Annotated in this window: 18 protein-coding genes and 2 tRNA genes; 4 read left to right on the forward strand and 16 right to left on the reverse strand. The window is 35.4% G+C overall.

The annotated features are described in order from the left end of the window. Positions 1-187 precede the first annotated feature (187 nt). Positions 188-1,525 carry an NCS2 family permease gene (locus tag ACJMLO_RS07215; RefSeq protein ID WP_405295357.1) on the forward strand — a complete coding sequence of 446 codons (1,338 nt, stop codon included), beginning with the start codon at positions 188-190 and terminating at the stop codon, positions 1,523-1,525. A 139-nt stretch (positions 1,526-1,664) separates the two neighbouring features. Here ACJMLO_RS07215 and ACJMLO_RS07220 read toward each other — a convergent pair whose 3' ends face one another. From ACJMLO_RS07220 to tgtA, 7 genes are all read right to left on the reverse strand, one after another. Continuing rightward, positions 1,665-2,621: a DUF1848 domain-containing protein gene (locus ACJMLO_RS07220; RefSeq protein ID WP_405295359.1), complete on the reverse strand. Its 957-nt coding sequence runs from the start codon at positions 2,619-2,621 to the stop codon at positions 1,665-1,667. A gap of 24 nt (positions 2,622-2,645) precedes the next feature. Then, entirely contained in the window at positions 2,646-3,803 is a 1,158-nt protein-coding gene (locus tag ACJMLO_RS07225) for a thiolase domain-containing protein (RefSeq protein ID WP_405295361.1), read from the reverse strand. A 12-nt stretch (positions 3,804-3,815) separates the two neighbouring features. Beyond that, positions 3,816-4,853: a hydroxymethylglutaryl-CoA synthase gene (locus ACJMLO_RS07230; protein WP_405295363.1), complete on the reverse strand. Its 1,038-nt coding sequence runs from the start codon at positions 4,851-4,853 to the stop codon at positions 3,816-3,818. 145 nt (positions 4,854-4,998) lie between these two features. Further along, a tRNA-Gly gene (locus ACJMLO_RS07235) sits at positions 4,999-5,072 on the reverse strand. A gap of 11 nt (positions 5,073-5,083) precedes the next feature. Beyond that, positions 5,084-5,157 (reverse strand) — tRNA-Gly (locus tag ACJMLO_RS07240). Positions 5,158-5,233: 76 nt separating this feature from the next. Further along, positions 5,234-5,902: a class I SAM-dependent methyltransferase gene (locus ACJMLO_RS07245; protein WP_405295365.1), complete on the reverse strand. Its 669-nt coding sequence runs from the start codon at positions 5,900-5,902 to the stop codon at positions 5,234-5,236. Between the two features lie 4 nt (positions 5,903-5,906). Next, positions 5,907-7,883 (reverse strand): tRNA guanosine(15) transglycosylase TgtA, encoded by a 1,977-nt coding sequence (tgtA, locus tag ACJMLO_RS07250; RefSeq protein WP_405295367.1) that lies wholly within the window; start codon positions 7,881-7,883, stop codon positions 5,907-5,909. A gap of 1,804 nt (positions 7,884-9,687) precedes the next feature. Between tgtA and ACJMLO_RS07255 the strand changes: the two genes are divergently transcribed. Then, the gene (locus tag ACJMLO_RS07255; RefSeq protein WP_405295369.1) at positions 9,688-10,896 is read left to right on the forward strand and encodes an MnmC family methyltransferase; all 1,209 of its coding nucleotides are present in this window, start codon (positions 9,688-9,690) and stop codon (positions 10,894-10,896) included. On the opposite strand, the gene ACJMLO_RS07260 is transcribed toward ACJMLO_RS07255, so the two are convergent. From ACJMLO_RS07260 to ACJMLO_RS07295, 8 genes are all read right to left on the reverse strand, one after another. Beyond that, entirely contained in the window at positions 10,893-12,767 is a 1,875-nt protein-coding gene (locus tag ACJMLO_RS07260) for a hypothetical protein (protein ID WP_405295371.1), read from the reverse strand. The genes ACJMLO_RS07255 and ACJMLO_RS07260 overlap by 4 nt on opposite strands. Positions 12,768-13,127: 360 nt before the next feature. Further along, positions 13,128-14,912, reverse strand: a complete 1,785-nt coding sequence (gene glmS, locus ACJMLO_RS07265) for a glutamine--fructose-6-phosphate transaminase (isomerizing) (protein WP_405295373.1) — start codon at positions 14,910-14,912, stop codon at positions 13,128-13,130. Positions 14,913-14,916: 4 nt separating this feature from the next. Then, positions 14,917-15,633, reverse strand: coding sequence for a uroporphyrinogen-III C-methyltransferase (cobA, locus tag ACJMLO_RS07270; RefSeq protein ID WP_405295375.1), 717 nt, complete (start codon positions 15,631-15,633; stop codon positions 14,917-14,919). 9 nt (positions 15,634-15,642) lie between these two features. Next, positions 15,643-16,287, reverse strand: a complete 645-nt coding sequence (gene purQ / locus ACJMLO_RS07275) for a phosphoribosylformylglycinamidine synthase subunit PurQ (protein ID WP_405295377.1) — start codon at positions 16,285-16,287, stop codon at positions 15,643-15,645. Between the two features lie 9 nt (positions 16,288-16,296). After that, positions 16,297-16,563: a phosphoribosylformylglycinamidine synthase subunit PurS gene (gene purS / locus ACJMLO_RS07280; protein ID WP_405295379.1), complete on the reverse strand. Its 267-nt coding sequence runs from the start codon at positions 16,561-16,563 to the stop codon at positions 16,297-16,299. Then, the gene (gene purC / locus ACJMLO_RS07285) at positions 16,564-17,292 is read right to left on the reverse strand and encodes a phosphoribosylaminoimidazolesuccinocarboxamide synthase (protein ID WP_405295381.1); all 729 of its coding nucleotides are present in this window, start codon (positions 17,290-17,292) and stop codon (positions 16,564-16,566) included. A gap of 221 nt (positions 17,293-17,513) precedes the next feature. Beyond that, positions 17,514-17,798: a hypothetical protein gene (locus tag ACJMLO_RS07290; RefSeq protein ID WP_405295383.1), complete on the reverse strand. Its 285-nt coding sequence runs from the start codon at positions 17,796-17,798 to the stop codon at positions 17,514-17,516. A 5-nt stretch (positions 17,799-17,803) separates the two neighbouring features. Next, complete coding sequence (locus ACJMLO_RS07295; protein WP_405295385.1) at positions 17,804-18,178, reverse strand: flagellar protein, FliL; 375 nt, start codon at positions 18,176-18,178, stop codon at positions 17,804-17,806. A gap of 96 nt (positions 18,179-18,274) precedes the next feature. Here ACJMLO_RS07295 and ACJMLO_RS07300 point away from each other — a divergent pair, with 96 nt between their 5' ends. After that, positions 18,275-18,484, forward strand: coding sequence for a hypothetical protein (locus tag ACJMLO_RS07300; RefSeq protein WP_405295387.1), 210 nt, complete (start codon positions 18,275-18,277; stop codon positions 18,482-18,484). 222 nt (positions 18,485-18,706) lie between these two features. Next, entirely contained in the window at positions 18,707-20,230 is a 1,524-nt protein-coding gene (locus tag ACJMLO_RS07305; protein WP_405295388.1) for a hypothetical protein, read from the forward strand. 118 nt (positions 20,231-20,348) lie between these two features. On the opposite strand, the gene ACJMLO_RS07310 is transcribed toward ACJMLO_RS07305, so the two are convergent. Continuing rightward, positions 20,349-20,483, reverse strand: coding sequence for a flavodoxin (locus ACJMLO_RS07310; protein WP_405295392.1), 135 nt, complete (start codon positions 20,481-20,483; stop codon positions 20,349-20,351). Between the last annotated feature and the right edge of the window lie 8 nt (positions 20,484-20,491).

A 20,491-nucleotide genomic window follows, 5' to 3' on the forward strand; every position in this document is an offset into this window, starting at 1 on the left:
GATTCCTTTTGTTGGTTGCATAATATATCCGGAATTATCTATAACTTATTGTAAAATTAATTCAATGACTATTAAACAATGAATAAATTATTATGCCAATTCTGAAGGATTAGAAAAAATTATTATATGTCAATAAAATATATATAAATGATAAATTTCTAAATAAATCTAGATATCGGATGGTTTCATGTTAACCAAATTTTTCAAATTGGACGAAAATAATACAAATTTAAAAACTGAGTTTCTGGCAGGTTTAACAACCTTTTTAGCTATGGCTTATATTTTAGGTGTAAACCCTGCATTGCTATCTGAAGGAGGAATGCCTGCAACAGGAGTATTCTTTGCAACTGCTCTTGCTTCAGGAATTTCCTGCATTATTATGGGGCTTATTTCAAAATACCCAGTTGGCCTTGCACCAGGCATGGGAATAATCCCTGTGTTTACATATACAATCATTATAAGTATGGGCAACACATGGGAAACTGCGCTTGCGGCAGTATTTGTTTCAAGCATACTCTTTATATTGATTACCATATCCGGTTTAAGGGAAGCAATTCTTAATGCAATCCCCCTTGACCTGAAATTTGCAATTGGTGCAGGTATTGGTTTTTTCCTAGCATTTGTCGGTTTAAAAGGTGCTGGAATTATTATAGGCAACTCTTCTACTTTAGTGGGAATGGGCAATATATCATCTGCCCCTGCACTTTTAGCAATTATCGGCATCATGCTTACTTTAGTGTTATACCTTAAAAAAGTGCCTGCAGCAGTATTTCTTGGTTTAGTAATAACATCAATTTTAGGAGTGATTTTCACATTATTTGGATTTGGTACTGGAAATGCTTTAATGCCATCTATTCCGACACACTTTATTTCATTTAACTTTGATGTGTCCCTAGTCGGTGCATTTACAAAAGGATTTAGCCAATTATTTTCCAACATCCCTAACTTACTCACAATCCTGTTCTCATTATTGTTTGTGACTTTCTTTGATACTACAGGAACATTAATTCCTTTAGCAAATCAGTGTGGTTTCATTGATGAAGATGGTAATGCAGATGGTATTGGCCGAGCTTTCCTCGCAGACGCAATTAGTGGACTCATCGGTGCCGTTTTAGGTACATCAACATTAAATGCATATGTAGAAAGTGCAACAGGTATTGAACTGGGAGGCAGAACAGGATTAACAGCAATATTTATAGGTATTTTCTTCCTGCTTTCACTTGTCTTTGCCCCTACAGTTTTATCATTATTCACTTCTTCAGTGACAGCAGCGGCATTGGTGATTGTAGGTATACTGATGGCTGCACAATTGAAAGAGGTAGACTGGAACAACATGGTTATGGCCTCTTCCGTATTCATAACTACCATAATGATGATTTTAACATACTCCATCACAATAGGCATATCATGGGGATTCATCACTTATGCAGTTGCATCCATTGCTACCGGCAAAGCAAAAGAATTCAAACTGGTTACCTGGCTGCTGATTATTGTATTCACGGTATCACTATTTTTGGGACTTTAATTTGTTAGGGGAAAAATTTAATTTCCCCTAAGTAATTATACTAATTTTTTTGTTATTGGAATACCATATGATAATGAAATTCAGAATTTTTACAAAAACCGACTCTTCCAAAAAAAATAATAATATCTAATTTAAAATTCTATAACAAAGTTGATTGGAAAGTACTCTTAAGAGGTACAACTTTTTCACGAGTTTCAATATAACTTGGCTCATTAACTTCTTTTATTTCATCACTATCTTTAACATCACCAATTAAAAGCGGAGAATCTGGATTGTGCAGTTTCCAATTCCTTTTAACCAGCTTAGTTGAAAAATTTGCATAGCAATATCTGCACCCATGAAGGCAAGTATTATATGCTCCAATATCCCTTCCAAATATACAATCACAATCACGAATCCTATATTTCCCTTTAGGGATTTTCAAATTACTTCCAATAGCATTTTCAATGACCTGCTTGGTCATGCATCCAGAGGAATCAAATCCAAACTGGTCAAGCAATGTGCCTTCAACACAGGTTTTCATTTGAAGATTATACTTCTCGGCAATCATCGAAAATTCTTCACCAATTTTCAGCATCTCATCCCTTGTGACCTCGCTTACTTCAGGAAAATTCCTTAAAACCTTTTGATACAAGTCAATGAAACTAATAGTACAATCATTGGTATAACCAGATAACTGCGAGGACATTTCTTCAAATTTGTCAATATGATAATCTAGAGAATATTTCTCAGAGATGAAAATGGGGTCATATCTCCACGATACTGCATTTACTCCCAAATAATCGGATAATATCTTAAAAGTTTTAATAACGTGTTTGAAACTGGGAACATTCCTTTCTATATCTCCCCCATATGGAGTAATAGTTACAAACCAGAATTGATTGAAATCATCCAACAAATCAATGTTTTTTAAAAGAGGCTTTGGATTTTTCGTACAGAAGCACAAACAGTCAATTATTTTGGAATCAAGAGGATATCTGTAAATGTCATCATTGTAGGGATTTCGAGTACAGACCGAACCCTCTTCAATTCTGTTTAAAAACCATTCACTAAAAAAAGCCGGAATATCAGTTCTTGAACCAGTATTAATTATCATAAAAAAAAGAAAAAGTAAAAGAGATTACAAATCTCTTCCGAATATGTGTACAGCTGCAGTACCACCGGTTCCTCCAATGTTGTGAGTCATACCGATTTCCGCACCATCAACCTGCCTTGCTCCAGCTTCTCCTCTGAGTTGCCATACGACTTCAGCAGCCTGAGCGATACCTGTAGCACCCAATGGGTGTCCACGTGCCTTAAGACCGCCGGAAGTGTTGATCGGGAAATCACCATCAATTTCGGTTTGACCTTCTTCAATAGCTATTCCACCTTTACCTTTTTCGGCAAATCCTAAATCTTCAACTGCTAAAAGTCCATTTATTGAGAAACAGTCATGAACTTCAGTCAAATCAATGTCCTTGGTTGTTACTCCTGCCATTTCATAAGCTTTTCTGGAAGCAACTTTTGTAGATTCAATGGTAGTGATATCTTTTCTATCATGTAATGTTAAAGTTCCAGAAGCCTGTGCAGAAGCTTTTACATAAATTGGAGTATCAGTATATTTTTTTGCATCCTCAGCAGGAACCAAAACAATTGCAGCTGCTCCGTCACTTACAGGAGAGCAGTCTAAAAGAGTTAATGGATCTGCAACCATTGTAGAGTTAATAACTTTATCTACTGAAACTTCAAATGGGAATTGGGCATTCGGATTTTTGGATGCGTTTTTGTGGTTTACTACAGAAAATTGTGCCAGCTGCTCACGGGTAGTTCCGTATTCATGCATGTGCCTTTTTGCTATCATCGCATAGAGTGACGGGAAAGTAGCACCTTGCTGAGCTTCCCATTCCTGGTCAGATGCAGTGGCAATAGCAGGGGTAGCGTCAACCACATCAGTCATCTTTTCAACACCGGCAGAAATTACCACATCATGATAACCTGATGCAACAGCCATGATTCCTTGCCTTAATGCTAAACCACCTGAAGCACAGGCAGCTTCCACTCTTGTGGTTGGAACTGGATTAAGACCTACGTGGTCGGAAATAAGTGCGGCAATGTGTTCCTGCTCTACAAACAGTCCTGAAGACATGTTTCCAACATACATTGCTTCAATGTCATTACCGTCAATGCTTGCATCGACTAAAGCTTTTACTCCGGCCTCAGCAATCAAATCTCTAAATGATGAATCCCATAATTCGCCGAATTTTGTTTGTGAAACTCCTATAATCGCAACATCTCTCATATTAAAGCCCCCTTACATTTTAATTTTACCTTTGAATTTAGCATAAACCGCATAATCAACATATGTTTTTTGGTCAATGATGCTTTGTGTTTTTGGAGCCAATTCTCTTCTCTCTTCAATTTCATCCTTAACAGTTATTGAAAAACCGTCACTTCCGGCACCTGAACCATATGAGATGACGAATATGTTATCCCCAGGTTTTGCAACATCCAAAATATTAGATAAAGCTAAAGGTACAGCACCAGAGTAAGTGTTTCCAATATTTGGAGTTAATAATCCCTGTTTAATTTGATCTGATGTGAATCCTAATTTTTTACCTGCCCTTAAGTAAAATTTACCGTTAGGCTGGTGGAAACATGCATAATCATAATCTTCAGGTTTTGAGTCAGTCTGTTCAAACAGCATTTTTGCTGTACTCAATACATGTTTAAAGTAAGCCGGTTCACCTGTGAAACGTCCACCGTGAGATGGGTAGTTCTGACCTTCCCTTCTGTAAAAGTCAGGAGTGTCTGTTGTAAAACTGCAAGTATGGTTAATGTCTGCTATTGTATTGTCTTCACCAATAATATATGCTGCACCACCGGCAGACGCAGTGTATTCCAAAGCATCACCAGGTGCTCCTTGTGAAGTATCAGCACCAATAGCCAATCCGTATTCAATCATACCTGATTTGACAAGACCCATTGTCATTTGAATTCCTGCAGTTCCTGCCTTACATGCAAATTCCAAATCGGCAGCAGTTAATTTTGGAGTTGCGCAAACCGCTTCTGCAACAATTGAAGCGGTAGGTTTTACTGCATACGGATGTGATTCGGAACCAACATAAACAGCACCAATTTTTGACGGATCAATTTGAGCTCTTGCAAGAGCATATCTTGCAGCAGTTACTGCAATGGTCGCAGTGTCTTCATCAGGAGAAGGTACGGATTTTTCATTAACAACCAATCCATTTGATAAAGCAACAGGGTCATCTCCCCACACTTTAGCAATTTCTTCTACCTTTATTCTATATGATGGCACATGTGCCCCATATCCTACTATTCCTACCATTAAATCACCTTAAATTATAATCTTAACATAAATTAAAAATCAATTTAATTATTAATATTATATTTCTATTATTATATAAAAGTAACTAAAAATAGAGTATTTTTTAAACAAAATAAGTATTTTAAAAAAAGTATGTAATTCAAGATGCAGTTGCCGGGATTCGAACCCGGGTTGTAGGCTTGGAAGGCCCAAGTAATAACCAGACTATACCACAACTGCATATAAAAAAATGCGGCGTCCGGGATTTGAACCCGGGTCTCTAACGTGGCAGGCTAGAGTCTTAACCAGGCTGGACTAACACCGCATGAAAACTAACAACAAATAAACTTATGTTTTAATAATATATAAATCTTTCGTTAATAATGAAAATATAAAGAAAATCAGATTTTTTTTGCAGTTATGCAAATCCAATCATTTTCTTCATTAACAAATGCCTTAAAATCACCAAATCCCGTTTTTTCAAGGGATTGTCTTAAAACATCTTCAGAGTAAATTTTCATGTCAAGCAGTTCAACCAGGTCATCATATTTTTCCATTTCCCCTTCTCTGTAAACGGCCTCATTGCAGAAAAATACTAATCCCCCTTTCTTTAAAACCCTGTTGACTTCTTTTAAATCATTTATGAAATCCGGCCAGAAGTAAATTGTTTCAAAACCTGTTGCAATGTCAAATGTCTCATCATAAAACGGCATGTCGGAAACGGATCCCTGCAAAACATTAACAATACCTTTATCGATAGCTTCCTTATTTAACTCAATGGATTTTTCGACACTAACTTCAGAATAGTCTATACCGACGACCCTGCCTTCATCAGATATCTGTGAGGCAAATCTTTCAAGGTTTCTTCCACCGCCACAACCGATATCCAATATTTTTGAGTCTTTTTGAATCTCAAAATGGCTTACTCCCCATTGTGCCATTGCTTCATGGGATCTGTTCATTCTATCAAGAATCTTATGGCCGAGTTCACCTTCAGGTTTTCTTGCATTTTTAATTAGTTCCCTATCTTCAATGTTATGGCCTGTGTTTACTTTATCATTTTCACTCATTATATCACTTCTTCATTCCCTTACGGGTTTTGATAGCCTGTCCAGTTTCAAACTGCTCTATTTCACAGGCACCAAGCAACGCCTTTCCATAGGCTAGAAGCTCATCCTGCTCATTTACAATCAGGACCTCATCCTTTGCACGGATATTTTCATCACATTCAACAACGAATTTACAGAATACGCTTTTTCCATCAAGTGCAAATGGTTCTGAGTCCTTGTTTACAACAACCCTATTTTGCGGATAAGGCAATGCATCGTGAAGTCTTCTTGCACCCTCCTTTGACAATATCAGATAGGAATCTGAAGCCCTCATATTTACAAGCAAGACCTTTCCATCATAGATATGTCTGATTTTACCTGTCTTTTTACTTTTTTCAATGTTGATGTTGCCTTTAAACAACGATTCTCCAGCGCCAACTCCAAACTGATAATCTGCAATGGCTCTGATTTTTTTGACATCATCCTTCCTGTATCTTATGTCTTCTGACAAATCGTATTTGGACAAGTCCATATCCAGGTCCCTAACAGCCCGTGAATGTATTAGAACCTGGTCATAATACTCAACAAATTCTGTGATGAAATCTTCAATGAACTCAATGCTGTCCACATCGCGTGTTTTTGGAGCATCATTCTGGCTTAATGGATACACTTCATCAATTTCAAGAGGTATCAATCCGAATGGAATATCCAGCACCATAAAGTCAGCATTGTCCAAGTCAATTTCCTGTTTATTGCCGTGAACGTAAAATTCGCCAAGTTTGCCTGAAATGAATTTGGAATATGGCTTTCTGCTTGGAGGAAGAATTATCAGGTCACGTTTCTTAGGCATCTGACGTAATTTCTGCATATGCCTTAGGACTTCCGGCCTTGAAAGTGATTCGGGGCCAGTGTAGAAGAATGCTGACTTTTTACTTCTTGGGTCATACTTTTCCAAATCTGCAGTGTAGTTTCCAAGCTGCCTTTGGGCTTCAAGCAATGCCGGGTGAGCACGGCACCTCTCCTCGACCAATTCCATCAGATTTCCGTCATAGATGGCTTGCCGGATTAACCTTAGCTCTGCAAATGAGACATGTAGATTATGCTGAGCAATCAAATCCCGTCTTTTTTCCTTAGGCATTGCCCTCAAATCATCTGGAGTATAATTGGTACATACTTCACATGAACAAGGCATTTCCTGGAGATTTTCAAGCTTGAAAGTACCTCTAGTTGACAGAAGCCTGTCGTCTTCGGCATACAAAATATAAGCCGCCGAATCAAACAGATCACACCCCAACGCAACACACAATGCAAATATCATTGGGTGACCTGCCCCCATCAGATGGCGGGGAACTGTATCTGAAAGCTCCTTCATCGAGTTCATTACCACATCAACGAGGTCCTTGTAATGATAGGATTCCATCAATGGAACGACAGCACCAATCGGATATAAATCGGCATTTAATTTTGACAGTTCCCTTGCACATTCCCGTCTCAAGTCAAGAAATGTGGATCCCTGAACTACGGAATTCAAAAGCATTTCGATATTGTTTTGTTTTTTGAATTCAACAGCCTCACGAGCACGTTCAAGTGTTATTTCCATGTCGCTTTCCGCTTTTTCTCTTTCGACAAAAGGGGCTGTTGGAATGTCCAGACTTGTTCCGATGTCGCTTTTGATTAATTCCTGAAATTCAATGACTTCCTTGTTTGTTATCTCAACATCCCCATAGACAGATAACTGGAAAGATCCGGAATCTGTCATTATCGGACCGTCAAAATTAATCAGTTTGTGCAGCCCTTCATCTATGGCCTTTTTCTTCAGCTCTTCATCTTTATAAATCAAGTAAGCATTAGTGATTACTATATCCGCACCGTATTTGCCAACATCTATTACCTGTTTTCGAGGATGAATAACCGGCATTAATGCAGGAGTCTTTACGTCACCATGTTTTGTTTTCAAAACACCAACACGGCCTTTTCCATCTTTTGCTTTTATCTCAAACATTTATTTAACCTTATATAATTACTTAAAATAAGATTTAAATTAAAAGTTATATAAATTTTGCTCAAAAAAAAGTTAAAAAAAAGAAAAATGGGAGGTTAAGTTGATTTTAACCTAATGAACTTGTTTTTTCCATCTTCTTTTTTGTTTTTTAGGGAGTGTTATTAAGTTTTTAATAGATTTTTCGTGTTTTTTCACTTGGTAGTAATTCAGTGAATTTTTACCACTGTCCGTTTACCCATAAAACACTAAAAGAGGGATTTTCAGTGTTTTGGTATAGAATCCTTCCATTTACATTTGTTTTAGGTGTGAAATTCAAATCCTACTAACCTGAGACAATATCACTCAAACTTTGAAATGGAATTCAAAGCCATCATCTCCATTAATAGGAACATATCTTAACTAGGAATTTGTAAACGATTTATTTCATTGGAGAATTGAAATTTAGGCATATTTTGAGGAGTCCTACTCTACCAGTGAAATCAAAATCTATATGGCCTTGCCATCAACTATGCCATCATCATGATCATCATGAACTTTTGGCAATTTTTCAAGCATTAACCATTAATTTACTTCTCATTATTCTCATAAGTGGAGAATTCCAAATGAGTTTTGTTCATTATGGAAATTGACCTCTAAAGATCAAATTCCGTCCCATCTGTTTATCTTCCATAAGATAAACTAAGCGACAGACAATATTGGTCTCTCGCTTTTCACCAACCCCAAAATATTGTAAAAAATTATTGCTGAAATTTTTTCAAATTAATACAATACTTGAGATTGACAGTTATTATTATAAAATAACTCATATATAAATGTTTTTATCAAAAAATAGACAAAAATATGAAAAAAATAAGAAAAATAAGCATTTTTAGGCAAGAAATTAAATGACTTAAACAAGCCCAAATCGGCCCATTTAAGTTGAAATCAAATGAATTTAAACTCAAGATGTTAAGACCCCACAATATCAAATCTGATTGGTTGAGCCTTAATTAGATTAAACATTGTTAAATATAGCTATTTTAAATAAAATATAATAATATTTGGCTTTATTAATATAAATATTATCAATTAATAGACATTAAGAATAAAAAAGAACAGAAATTAGAAAAACTCATAAAAATTCCTAAACTATAAAATAAGCATTTTCCATCTGTTTTTGTTAAAATAAGTCAAAAATAATATAAATTTGAAAAAAATTATTAGAGAATAATTTAAAAGATTTCATGTTCATGAAAATAGATAAGGATAGTTTAAGCCATTTTAATCAAAAACAACCCGGATAAAAGTTTTAATTTGAAAATTAGAGCTTAAAATCGAATTTAATTTTAAAGGTAAAAAACTTAAAAAAACATGACAATTATCATTAATTTCTATATAATTAGATGCAAAACCTCTTTATTTTCTAAAAAAGCACCATAATCGGGAAAAAATAAATATTTAAAGAATATAATCATGAACTTAAAATCATTAATGAGAAAATTATTTCAAGCCAATTTTTAGGATGTGCATCCAAGTTATTATTAAATTACACAATAAATAACGTTTAATATTAATATAAATACATCACAAATAATTTTAAAGATTTTTAGCAAATAAAAAGTGAAATAGATAGATTAAACAAATTCAGAAACCTTATACAAAAAATATCACTTTTTATAGTGCAAGTGAATTTTTCAAAATTTTTGACAACATTATTGGAAACAAAAAATACACAATTCAATTATATGTTCATCACCTACTCAAAATAATTATTAGACATAAGCAAATATTTAAAGTTTCAGCACCTAAATATCACTAGATTAAAATGAGTTATGAAAACAATGCCAGAATAATTAATGATGATATCTTTGATTTGATTAATGAACTTTTCGATGAAGAAAGAAGTGGTCGAAATAATGAAAGCAGACTCGATTTTTTTGATACTTACAAAGATTATTTTGTTTTAACAGATGATGGATCCTATTCTATTAATTCACGTGAAATAAATCATAAAGTTGAAACCCTACATACATCTACAGGGGCAATAAGTGAGTCATTTGAAAAATTTATCAAACCTATGAAATTCGATTACACAAAAGACATCTCAATTTTAGACATATGTGCCGGATTAGGTTACAATTCATCAGCAGCAATAGCTGATTTCATGAAAAATTCAAATGCAAATCTGACAATTGATATGGTTGAAATATCTGCTCCAACACTGGCATGCGGATTATTGGTGCCTTCACCAATTCCCGAACATGACATTACCAAAAAGGCGATTGAAGAAGAACTGATTGGCGCAGATTATGCGACTTTAAGTCTGGAAACCACAGAAATTCCTGAAAACATCACCCTCAATGTCTTTATTGAAGACGCTCGAAAAACCGTGCAGAAATTAAAAGACGATACATATGATGCAATATTCCTAGATCCCTTCAGCCAGAATATGGCTCCAGAATTATTTTCAGTTGAATTCTTTAAGGAGTTCAGACGCATCATAAAAGATGACGGGATAATTGCAACCTACACCTCCTCAGCACCAGTCAGGGCAGGATTTATTGACGCTGACTTTTACATAGGCCTCGGCCCCATTTTTGGAAGAATGCAGGGAGGAACACTTGCAAGCCCCAATCCATTAATGCTTGACTATTCACTTCCAAAAAATGATGAAATAAGGATTGCACTTTCCGATGTTGGAATACCCTTCAGAGATTACGACCTAAACAATTCAAGTGAAGAAATTTTAAACAGAAGAAGTGAAGAAAGACACACCGCACGCCATACAACAAAAATCTCATCAGCTGTAAAGACCCCAATATTTTTAGGCCAGGAAATGGACGATGAAAAATTAAAAAGACGTGTCGAACGAAATCTTGCAAAAATGAACATCCCATCGACAACTTCTAAGGAAGCACACTATATAGTTGAAGTTGAAAACAAATACTCAAAAAAACAGGACATTGAAAATAACACAAGAAACAGAATTCTTGAAATGAAAAAAAGATTAAAAAAAATTAAAATGGGAAATTAAAGTTTTATATAATTTCCACTTTTAAGAATATATGCTTCCTCTTTTGATGATTTTACAGGGCCGGATACCATGTTCAAGTGCTTTGCATTTGAATATATGTGCTCATTACCAAACACTGAAAAGTCTGCGTCACAGTCATAACAGAAAATCATACCTTCCGTACTTCCAGGTTCCTTACGGCCTGTTGCCGGGAAAATCGCAGTTTCAGTTGTTTCGTCACCTGCCCAGAAAACATCCCAATATAAATTATGGCCATGACAATAAGGGCATGTTCTTTCAAATTCAGCCATATACCATGTATAACCATATTTTGATTCTTCACCGGGAGCTGATGGTCTTCCAATGGCTAAAATAGTTTTACCGTCTGCAGAAACACCATATTTAGTATATGAAACCCCAGATTTCAGCTTTACAATGGAAATTTGGCAGGTCACTTCGTAGCCGGTGCTCAAATCCTTACAGACAACCTTATATTTTCCAACTGGGAATTTGAAATTGACACTTGCAAAACCTTTTGAATCAGTTTTGACGATATGGGAAACTCCATTAATAGTAATCTGCATTTTAGTATTTTTTGCGACTTCACCATTCTGTTTTAACAGTTGAGCTTCAAAGCTTGAAGACACATTTTCAATACCTCCGATATCATGCGCCTTGATGGAAGCCAATTTGACTTTGACCTTTTTATTTAGAACATAACCTGTATATGGATCAAATGACTTGAAATTATAGGTTCCCTTATCTAACTTAAACTTAACGGTTGCAACTCCTTTACTGTTAGTCTTAACGGATTTTTTTGCACCATCAACATAAACTGTGAGTTTTTTGTTATTGGCCAAATTTTCACCATAATACATGGTTACTTTAAATTTATAATTTTTTCCTGTAAATGCAGTCATGTCCTCAGCATATAACGTAGGTGAAACTTTAATTGTATTTTTTACTGTTTCCCCAGTGACCGGATTGATTGACTTTATTTTATAACTTCCAGGAGTTGATATAATATTTATGCTAGCCTTACCTTTCTTATTTGTTTTTTTAGTATAAGTCTGTCCCCTATATTTAAACTTAATATTTTTCTTTTTAAGGACCTTACCGTCTTTTCCATAGAAAGTTGCGGTAAATTTTTTAGAACTTAGAAAATGCTTATTTAAGTTAGCGCTTGTAACTGAATGTGTAACTACAATTTTATTTGAAATTTGATATCCGTTAGGATGAATTGCAAAAATTGTATACTGACCAACCTTTAAATCCAAATCTAAAGAAGCCACACCATTTGAATTAGTCTTTTTGGTGTATGTTTTACCATTCAGTTTAAAATGAACATCAGTGTTTTTCAATAGGTTTCCATTGCTGTCAAAAAATGTTGCTGAATATTTATTTGAACTTTTATATGTCATGGTAATATCTTTACCGCCAGTTATAACCGGCAATACATCAATATTGTCATTGCTGACTAAATTACCATAAGCCGCACTGACAGCATAGCTACCAGTGTTCAGATTTAACGGAACAGAAACTTTTCCATTTGAATCAGTAGTCTTATTATAAGTGACACCGTTCAAATTGATTACAACAGACTCGCCACTAACAGGATTACTGCCCTGAGATAAAACTACTTCATAATTCGCTGTACCTTTATAATACATTTTTACATCATTACTGCTTAAAGTATACTCTTCACAAGAAGAATCAGAAGCAGTAAAAACTTCATTTGCAGACAAATCACCAAGATCTCCCGATGGGGGTTCTTCATCTACATCACTAATCTCAATATCATCAGTTACATTTGTATCTGCAGCAGAAACTGCACACAAAGATAACATGAATACCAAGACCATTAAAACTAAACTACTTTTTTTATTAAACATAACGTTAACTCCATTTAACATTTGTTTGTATTAATTGTATTTCACTTTATGTATAAAAAGCTTTTGATTTTCAAAATGAGTTCAAATAATCTTAATTTTAATAAAATAAACCAATAAAATCTTATAAATATAACTAAAAGCTTAAAATTATTGAAATTAAATACAAAAGATGAATATTAATTGAAATCAATATTTTTAAAATTTTAAATTAACAACGATAGGATAGTAAAATGAAAATAATCAATGAGATTAAATTTAATCTGAAAAACGATAAAGCATGAAATCAACAATATAAAAAATAGATATTAGAAAATAAAATATTTTAAGCAGTTAAAAATAAAAATAAAAAGTAGAATAGGATTATTCTACTGTTACACATTTTGCCAAGTTTTTAGGCTTGTCGGGGTCATGACCCTTTTCAAGAGTAATGTAATAAGCAATCAATTGCAACGGCACAATATAAACCAATGGAGCAATAATCTCCTTGACTTTACAGTTTATTGGAATAACCGCATCAGCTTTTGTCTTAAGTGATTCATCCATATCCGATCCAATAGCCAATACATTTGCACCACGAGACTTGACCTCTTCCAGATTGCTCATGGTTTTTCTATAGTTATCTCCCGGAGGAATTACAACCACAACAGGAATTCCTTCATCAATCAATGCCAAAGGCCCATGTTTCAATTCACCTGCAGCATAACCTTCACCATGAATATATGTAATTTCCTTGAGTTTTAAAGCCCCTTCCAAAGCGGTAGGATAACCGTATCCTCTTCCCAGATAGAAAAAGTCCCTTGCATAATTGTATCTTCTTGAAAGTTCACGAACCAATGAATCATTATCCAATGCCTCGTCGATAAAGTCAGGAACATTGTCAAGTTCTTTTAGAAGTTCATTATTCTTGGAAATCAATGCAGCAAATAGGTAAATTGCGGTTAACTGGGCCACATAGGTTTTAGTTGCAGCAACCCCAATTTCAGGACCCGCCTGAGTTTGAATAACATATTGGGCCCTTCTTGTAATAGCAGATCCCGCCACATTAACAATACCTAAAGTTATTGATGTCTGATTTGCGACATCCAATGCCTTGAGTGAATCTGCAGTTTCACCGGATTGTGAAATGAATATGACCAAAGTCCTTTTATTTAAAGTTTTAGCGGAATATTTAAATTCAGATGCAAGAATCACATCGGTTGGAATTCCCGCCAATGATTCGATTAAATATTTTCCGGTTAAAGATGCATGGTAAGAAGTTCCACAGGCGACAAAGCAGATTCTTTGAACATCACCTATATCATCAAGGATATTTTGAATGTTGTCCTTTTGAGTCAGGGTGTTTCTAACTGCGGTTGCCTGCTCATTGATTTCCTTAATCATGAAGTGCTCATATCCTTCCTTTTCAGCCATTTCTGGTGTCCAATTAATAGTTTCAATCTCCTTGTTGACCACATTGTCAAATTCATCATGAACTACAACACCGTCCTTGTCCAAAATGACTATTTCCCCCTCTTCAGGATAAATGATATCTTTTGCATACTTTAAAATAGCCGGAGAATCAGAAGCTAAAAAATAACCCTCTTCACCTATTCCAACAATGAGCGGAGAGTCCTTACGTGTTGCAACAATTTTGTCAGGTTCGTTTACAGAAATTGCTGCAATTGCATATGCTCCTTCGATTATATCAATTGTTTTTCTAACCGCATGCTCCAAATCGAATTTTTCCCCCATGAACTTCTGAATCAGGTGGGGAATGACTTCAGTGTCAGTGTCTGATTTGAATACATGTCCCTCGAGAATTAACTTTTCCTTAATCTCCAGGTAGTTTTCGATTATACCATTGTGGACGACTGCCACATTATTTTCCTCATCAACATGAGGATGGGAATTAAGTTTTGAAGGATCCCCGTGTGTTGCCCACCTTACATGGGCAATACCGAAGTTTCCAGGCATGTCTGTAAGATCTAATTTCTGGTCAACTTCATTTATTTTTCCTTTATCTTTCTTAATATGTAATTTATCATCATAATAAGTAGCCAAACCTATGGAATCATATCCTCTATATTCTAATTTTGAAATGCAATCAAAAAGAATAGGCGCTACGTCTTTATCTTCCTTTAATATGCATCCGACAATTCCGCACATATAATCACCTTTGATAATCGTAAATTTCCTTATACATTTTTACAACGTCCCCAATAATCAGGATAGCAGGAGTGTTGATTTTCTTATCTGAAATATCTCCAAGAGTGCCGAATACGAGATTCTCATCCGGTAGAGTTCCACTTTCAACTGCACAAACCGGAGTGTCAGCTGAACGATATTTCATTATTTCTGTTGTATTCTCTTTAATATTTCCTATACCCATCAAAATGATTAAAGTATCTGCAGTATAATCCCAATGCACCTGGCTTTCCGCTTTTGTCGGATCTTCATGGCCAGTTACAATTGTAACGGATGTTGCCACTGCCCTGTGAGTTACCGGTAGTCCAAGAGAAGTTGGTGCTCCAATAGCAGAAGTTACGCCTGGAATCACTTCAAATTTGATATCATGTTCCATTAAAGCCAATATCTCTTCTCCACCACGGCCAAAGACAAAAGGGTCTCCCCCTTTAAGCCTGACAACATTTTCATGGCTTTTGGCCTGGTCAATGATTAACTCATTGATCTCATCCTGAGTTTTATAATGCTCCCCTGCCTTTTTACCGACATATATTCTTTCAGCAGTATCCGGAGCATGAGCCAATATTTCTTCATTAGCCAAATAATCATATAATACAACATCAGCTTTATTTAGAGCTTTTACAGCTTTAAGAGTTATTAAATCAGCATCTCCAGGTCCTGCACCAATTAAATAAACTACCATTTTATCACTTTATAAAAATCCTTTAAAGAAATTTAAACCATCGTCTGAACCAAATATGTCTTCACATGCCCTTTCAGGGTGAGGCATCATTGCACATACAAGTCCTGATTCATCACAGACACTTGTAATAGCTTCCATTGAACCGTTAGGGTTCTTGCCTTCAAATTGCAATACGATTTGATCCTGGTCTTTTAGCAAATCAATGTCTTCAGTGTAAAATCTTCCTTCGGCATGAGCAATCGGCAAATCAATAATTTGATTCTTTTCAAATGCTTTTGTAAACGGAGTCCTGTTGGTTGCAACTTTCAACTTGGACCATTCACAATTAAATTTAGGATTTTCATTTGTGATGAAAATTCCCGGAACCAGTCCGATTTCACCTAAAATCTGTGCTCCATTACAAATTCCCAAAACTGGTTTTTCTTCTTTTACCAATTGCTTAATGCCATCGATAACCGGTGTGATGGATGCCATTGCACCTGCCCTCAAATAGTCACCATATGAAAATCCGCCAGGAATAACAATGCCATCATAGTCTGTTAGTTTTTCTTCATTCCACCAGACATATTCCGGATTGAGACCTGCCAATTCGCAAGCCTGTGCAACATCACGGTCACAATTAGTTCCAGGGAATCTAATTACTCCAATTTTCATATCCAACACCTATTTACCACATGCAGAGTTTTGTGGAATGACATTAATTTTATAATCATGAATTACAGGATTACAGAGCAATCTTTCACACATATCGGTAGCATTGGCCCTTATGACTTCCCTATCTTCACCTTCCATTTGGAATGTGAGAATTTCTTTGGTTTTAACATTTTTAACTTCATATCCAAGCAATTCCAAAGACCTTTCAATTGTAGTGGCTTCAGGGTTTAACATACCGCTTTTAAGAGAAATTTTAACTTCAATATCAAATAACATCTAAATCACCTTTTCCTCATCTGTAAGGATTCTATTATACACTTCTATATAAGCATCCATAACTTCATCATCTTTTCCTTTTCTAAATAATTCCTTATCAAGCATTTCCAATGTTTCACTATCCCATAGTCTGCATCCGTCAGGCGAAATTTCATCACCCAAAAGGATGTTTCCATCTTTGTCCTTACCAAACTCGACCTTATAATCAACCAATATAATTCCCGCATCACTGAAGAATTTGGTTAAAATATCATTGATTTTTAAAGCTTTTTCAGTTAAGATATCGATTTCATCCTGGGTGGCGATTCCTAATGCTTTAATAATAGAATCGTTTAGCATCGGATCATGGTATTCGTCTGCCTTAAAATCCATCTGTACAATTGGCGGATCTAATCTGGTGCCGTCTGCAATTGGATATTTGCGAACCAAACTACCTGTTGCAATATTTCTTACAATAACCTCGATTGGAATCATTTCGAGTTTTTTTGCAATCATGACATTTGGTTTAGGCAAGTCAATGAATTGGGTGGCAATGCCGTTTTCTTCTAAAACTTTAAATATTTTAGCGGAAATTACGGCATTATATGCTCCTTTATTGCTCATTACTTCTTTTCTTGCACCGTCACCTGCAGTCATATCATCTCTAAACTCAATGATTACTTCATCGTCGTTGTCGGTAGTGAATACGCTTTTCACTTTTCCACTGTTAATTAACTCTTTTTTGTCCATGATATCAACAAAATTATTAAATTATTATAATATAATTTTAGAATTTAATATTATATAAAAATAGTCAATATTAGGCACTTTCAAAAAATCGAAAATCACAAAAAATCATCATCATGTATTGGCAATTGTCAAAAATATGCTCTAAGCATATTTTGAAAAAATGATTATTTAACATAACTTAAAAGCGATGCATTTCATTAAAAGAAAAAAAAGGATAGTAGTTATAACTTGCTAATCGGTATTTCTTCGCCCTTATTCTGTCCGAATTTCATTCCATTTAAAAGACCGGTTGGAAGCTCAGACAAGATAATCAGAGGATAATCCTCACCGGGCTTTAAATACATATGATGAATCACATCCTGACGTGTTTTAACTACTATTTCATAATCATTATCATTTTTAGATAATTTTCCATCAAGAAAAACTTCATTGAAGGTTTGCTCATACAGGTATTCTGGGAAATCCCCTTCAATATTGAAATGAGCCACTATATCTTTGAAAATCATTTTTCTCATTCCAAACTTGGCAGTTTGTCCTGATCAGAGTCATATGAAGAACCAATCAATTCGCCGGAATCAGTGTCATATTGTCTGAATCCGCCATCCTTATAAGTCACTTCACGATAAGATCCTCCACCCTCTTGGGAATTATATTTGACCTCTTCACTTACAATTTCGTCAATTATATTTCCTGAACCATCAGATGATGAATCTGAACTTCCAGAAGTTACAACATTACTTACTTTATCAAAAATATTGCCAAATGAACCAGAATCATCTCCGCCAATATCAATTCCTGCTTCATTCAATAAATGAATTGCAGATACGCCGCCAATAATGACGATTGCTGCGACAATAGCGAGTATCAATACAATAAAGCCTTTCATATTATCACCTCATTTAAAGCTTTCAATAGTTATATGAATATGGTTATTGAAATACTTTTCTATTAATTTATATATGAAAAAAATAAAATTATAACTATGAATCTGAAAAATACTGCAATACTTCTCATATTTTTACTTGCCGTATTGGGCCTGATAGTTGGTGTCCATTATACTGAGGATGAGAAAAGTAATTCTAATGAAGATAATAAGTTAGATAGCATTGATGAGGACGACAGCAGTGTTACAGCAATCGACATCACCAAAATGAATAATGAATTAAAAGAATTTCTAAAAAAAGACAAATAGGTCAAATTAATGTTCCCATTTATTCACCCCATGGGAATTTTTTTATTCACAATTTCACTCCGATTAAATATTTTTAATGACAATATTTACTAGGTTAATTTTTTTCTAAAATAATAATGTTCACAATTCATTTATTTCCTGAAAAACAACCCCCTCCCATTAAACTCATCTTAAATCAAACATTCAAAACATTTAAATATCATCTAAAAGTTATTAATCTGCATGAACAAAAAATACTTAATTGCAATTATTGCAATCATAATAATAATTTGTGCTTGCGCATTTGCTCTTTCAAGTTCAAATAATTCAAAAACCACTTCCGTCGGCATTGATGCAAATGCCCTGGAAGACAGAGGAGCAATTGTTGTCGACTCGAAAAGTTTAGATGAAAGTAACGGATTTTATCACACAGATAATGCAGATGAAAATGCCATTATAGTCAAAAACGGAGGTGCATTAAAATTATCCCACTCCATTTTGAATAAAACCGGCGATACTGCAACCAGCGGTGATGATGCCGACTTTTATGGAGTAAACTCTGCAATTTTAGTAAATACCAACGGTACTTTGGACATTTCGGATGTTGAAATCAATACAAATTCAAAAGGATCAAACGGAATTTTTGTAACAAATGCCGAAAAAACATCCTCAAGCACCGATTCAGGTGAAGGTGCAGGACAGGGAAACGGTAACGGAGGACAACCACCAGAAGCCACAGGCAACGGAGGAGAAGGAGGACAACCTCCCGAAGTACAGGGAAATGATACTGGAGGACAACCCCCAAAAGCCACAGGCAACGGAGGAGGTCATCCTAGTGAGAGTAGCGTTGAGGGAACCACAGAAGCTACAGTCAGCAATGTCAAGATAACAACACATTCAGACAAGTCAAGAGGTCTTGATGCGACCTATAACGGTATAATCAATGCTGAAAATGTAATCATCAACACTGACGGCCAAAGTTGTGCCGCCCTTGCAACCGACCGTGGCGAAGGCCAGGTGCATGTTAAAAACTCCGAAATCAATACAGGAGTCAGCAAAGACAACGGCAGAGGTTCACCGTTAATCTACTCTACAGGAAACATCACATGTGAAAATACTCAAGGCACTGCATATGTTTCACAAATTGCATGCATTGAAGGCAAAAACTCAATTGAACTAACAAACAGTGAATTGACAGGTTACGCTCAAGGTAACAGACAAGATGGAGACACTTATGTTGATTTAGGTGGAATATTTATCTATCAAAGCATGAGTGGTGATGCAGATGTTGGAACATCAACATTTACTGCCAAAGACTCCAAATTAGCAATAGCTGAAGATTCTCCTGTCTATAGTGAAGCTCCAATGTTTCATATTACCAACACTGCCTGCGTAATCAATCTTGAAAATACAGAGTGCAGTTTTGGAAGCGGAACTTTCCTAGAATCCTCAAGCCAAAACCAATGGGGAAATAGCGGGTCAAATGGTGGAGTCTGTGAATTAAATACAGATAACGAAGACATCAAGGGCAATGTCATTGTAGATTCCATCAGCAGTTTAACATGGAATATGAAAAATACCCAATTCGCTGGAGCCATCAATTCTACCGGAAACACAACAGTCAGCATTGATGAAGGTTCAAGCTGGACCTTAACCGGTGACAGCAGCATTGCATCATTAAGTCTTAAAGGCAGCATTGACTATGGCGAATACACCTTAACTGTTAACGGCCAAACATATTCAAGTTCAAACCAATACAAAGCTTAAAGAATATTTTAGAGGAAAATTATTCCTCTATCCATTCTTTTGCTTTTGAAACATCACCCATAAACCTGATTCCTTTTGAAAATTTAAGTTCAGGACAACATTCCTGCAAATCAGATACTCACTTATCGATTCTGGATCCACCAGAGGTACAGAATGCCTTGATAGTCTTTCCAGACAAATCGGCACTTTCAATGAATGTGTTGATGATTGTAGGTGCAGTATACCACCATACAGGAAAACCGATTACGACAATATCATATC

It is taken from the genome of Methanobrevibacter sp. (assembly GCF_045120835.1).
Classification (GTDB): Archaea; Methanobacteriota; Methanobacteria; order Methanobacteriales; family Methanobacteriaceae; genus Methanocatella.

What these genes read in the sequence shown, in the direction of transcription:
- ACJMLO_RS07215 (WP_405295357.1), top strand. Translation starts at nt 188, where the DNA reads ATGTTAACCAAATTTTTCAAATTGGACGAAAATAATACAAATTTAAAA.
- ACJMLO_RS07220 (WP_405295359.1), bottom strand. Translation starts at nt 2,621, where the DNA reads ATGATAATTAATACTGGTTCAAGAACTGATATTCCGGCTTTTTTTAGT.
- ACJMLO_RS07225 (WP_405295361.1), bottom strand. Translation starts at nt 3,803, where the DNA reads ATGAGAGATGTTGCGATTATAGGAGTTTCACAAACAAAATTCGGCGAA.
- ACJMLO_RS07230 (WP_405295363.1), bottom strand. Translation starts at nt 4,853, where the DNA reads ATGGTAGGAATAGTAGGATATGGGGCACATGTGCCATCATATAGAATA.
- ACJMLO_RS07245 (WP_405295365.1), bottom strand. Translation starts at nt 5,902, where the DNA reads ATGAGTGAAAATGATAAAGTAAACACAGGCCATAACATTGAAGATAGG.
- tgtA (WP_405295367.1), bottom strand. Translation starts at nt 7,883, where the DNA reads ATGTTTGAGATAAAAGCAAAAGATGGAAAAGGCCGTGTTGGTGTTTTG.
- ACJMLO_RS07255 (WP_405295369.1), top strand. Translation starts at nt 9,688, where the DNA reads ATGAGTTATGAAAACAATGCCAGAATAATTAATGATGATATCTTTGAT.
- ACJMLO_RS07260 (WP_405295371.1), bottom strand. Translation starts at nt 12,767, where the DNA reads ATGTTTAATAAAAAAAGTAGTTTAGTTTTAATGGTCTTGGTATTCATG.
- glmS (WP_405295373.1), bottom strand. Translation starts at nt 14,912, where the DNA reads ATGTGCGGAATTGTCGGATGCATATTAAAGGAAGATAAAGACGTAGCG.
- cobA (WP_405295375.1), bottom strand. Translation starts at nt 15,633, where the DNA reads ATGGTAGTTTATTTAATTGGTGCAGGACCTGGAGATGCTGATTTAATA.
- purQ (WP_405295377.1), bottom strand. Translation starts at nt 16,287, where the DNA reads ATGAAAATTGGAGTAATTAGATTCCCTGGAACTAATTGTGACCGTGAT.
- purS (WP_405295379.1), bottom strand. Translation starts at nt 16,563, where the DNA reads ATGTTATTTGATATTGAAGTTAAAATTTCTCTTAAAAGCGGTATGTTA.
- purC (WP_405295381.1), bottom strand. Translation starts at nt 17,292, where the DNA reads ATGGACAAAAAAGAGTTAATTAACAGTGGAAAAGTGAAAAGCGTATTC.
- ACJMLO_RS07290 (WP_405295383.1), bottom strand. Translation starts at nt 17,798, where the DNA reads ATGATTTTCAAAGATATAGTGGCTCATTTCAATATTGAAGGGGATTTC.
- ACJMLO_RS07295 (WP_405295385.1), bottom strand. Translation starts at nt 18,178, where the DNA reads ATGAAAGGCTTTATTGTATTGATACTCGCTATTGTCGCAGCAATCGTC.
- ACJMLO_RS07300 (WP_405295387.1), top strand. Translation starts at nt 18,275, where the DNA reads ATGAATCTGAAAAATACTGCAATACTTCTCATATTTTTACTTGCCGTA.
- ACJMLO_RS07305 (WP_405295388.1), top strand. Translation starts at nt 18,707, where the DNA reads ATGAACAAAAAATACTTAATTGCAATTATTGCAATCATAATAATAATT.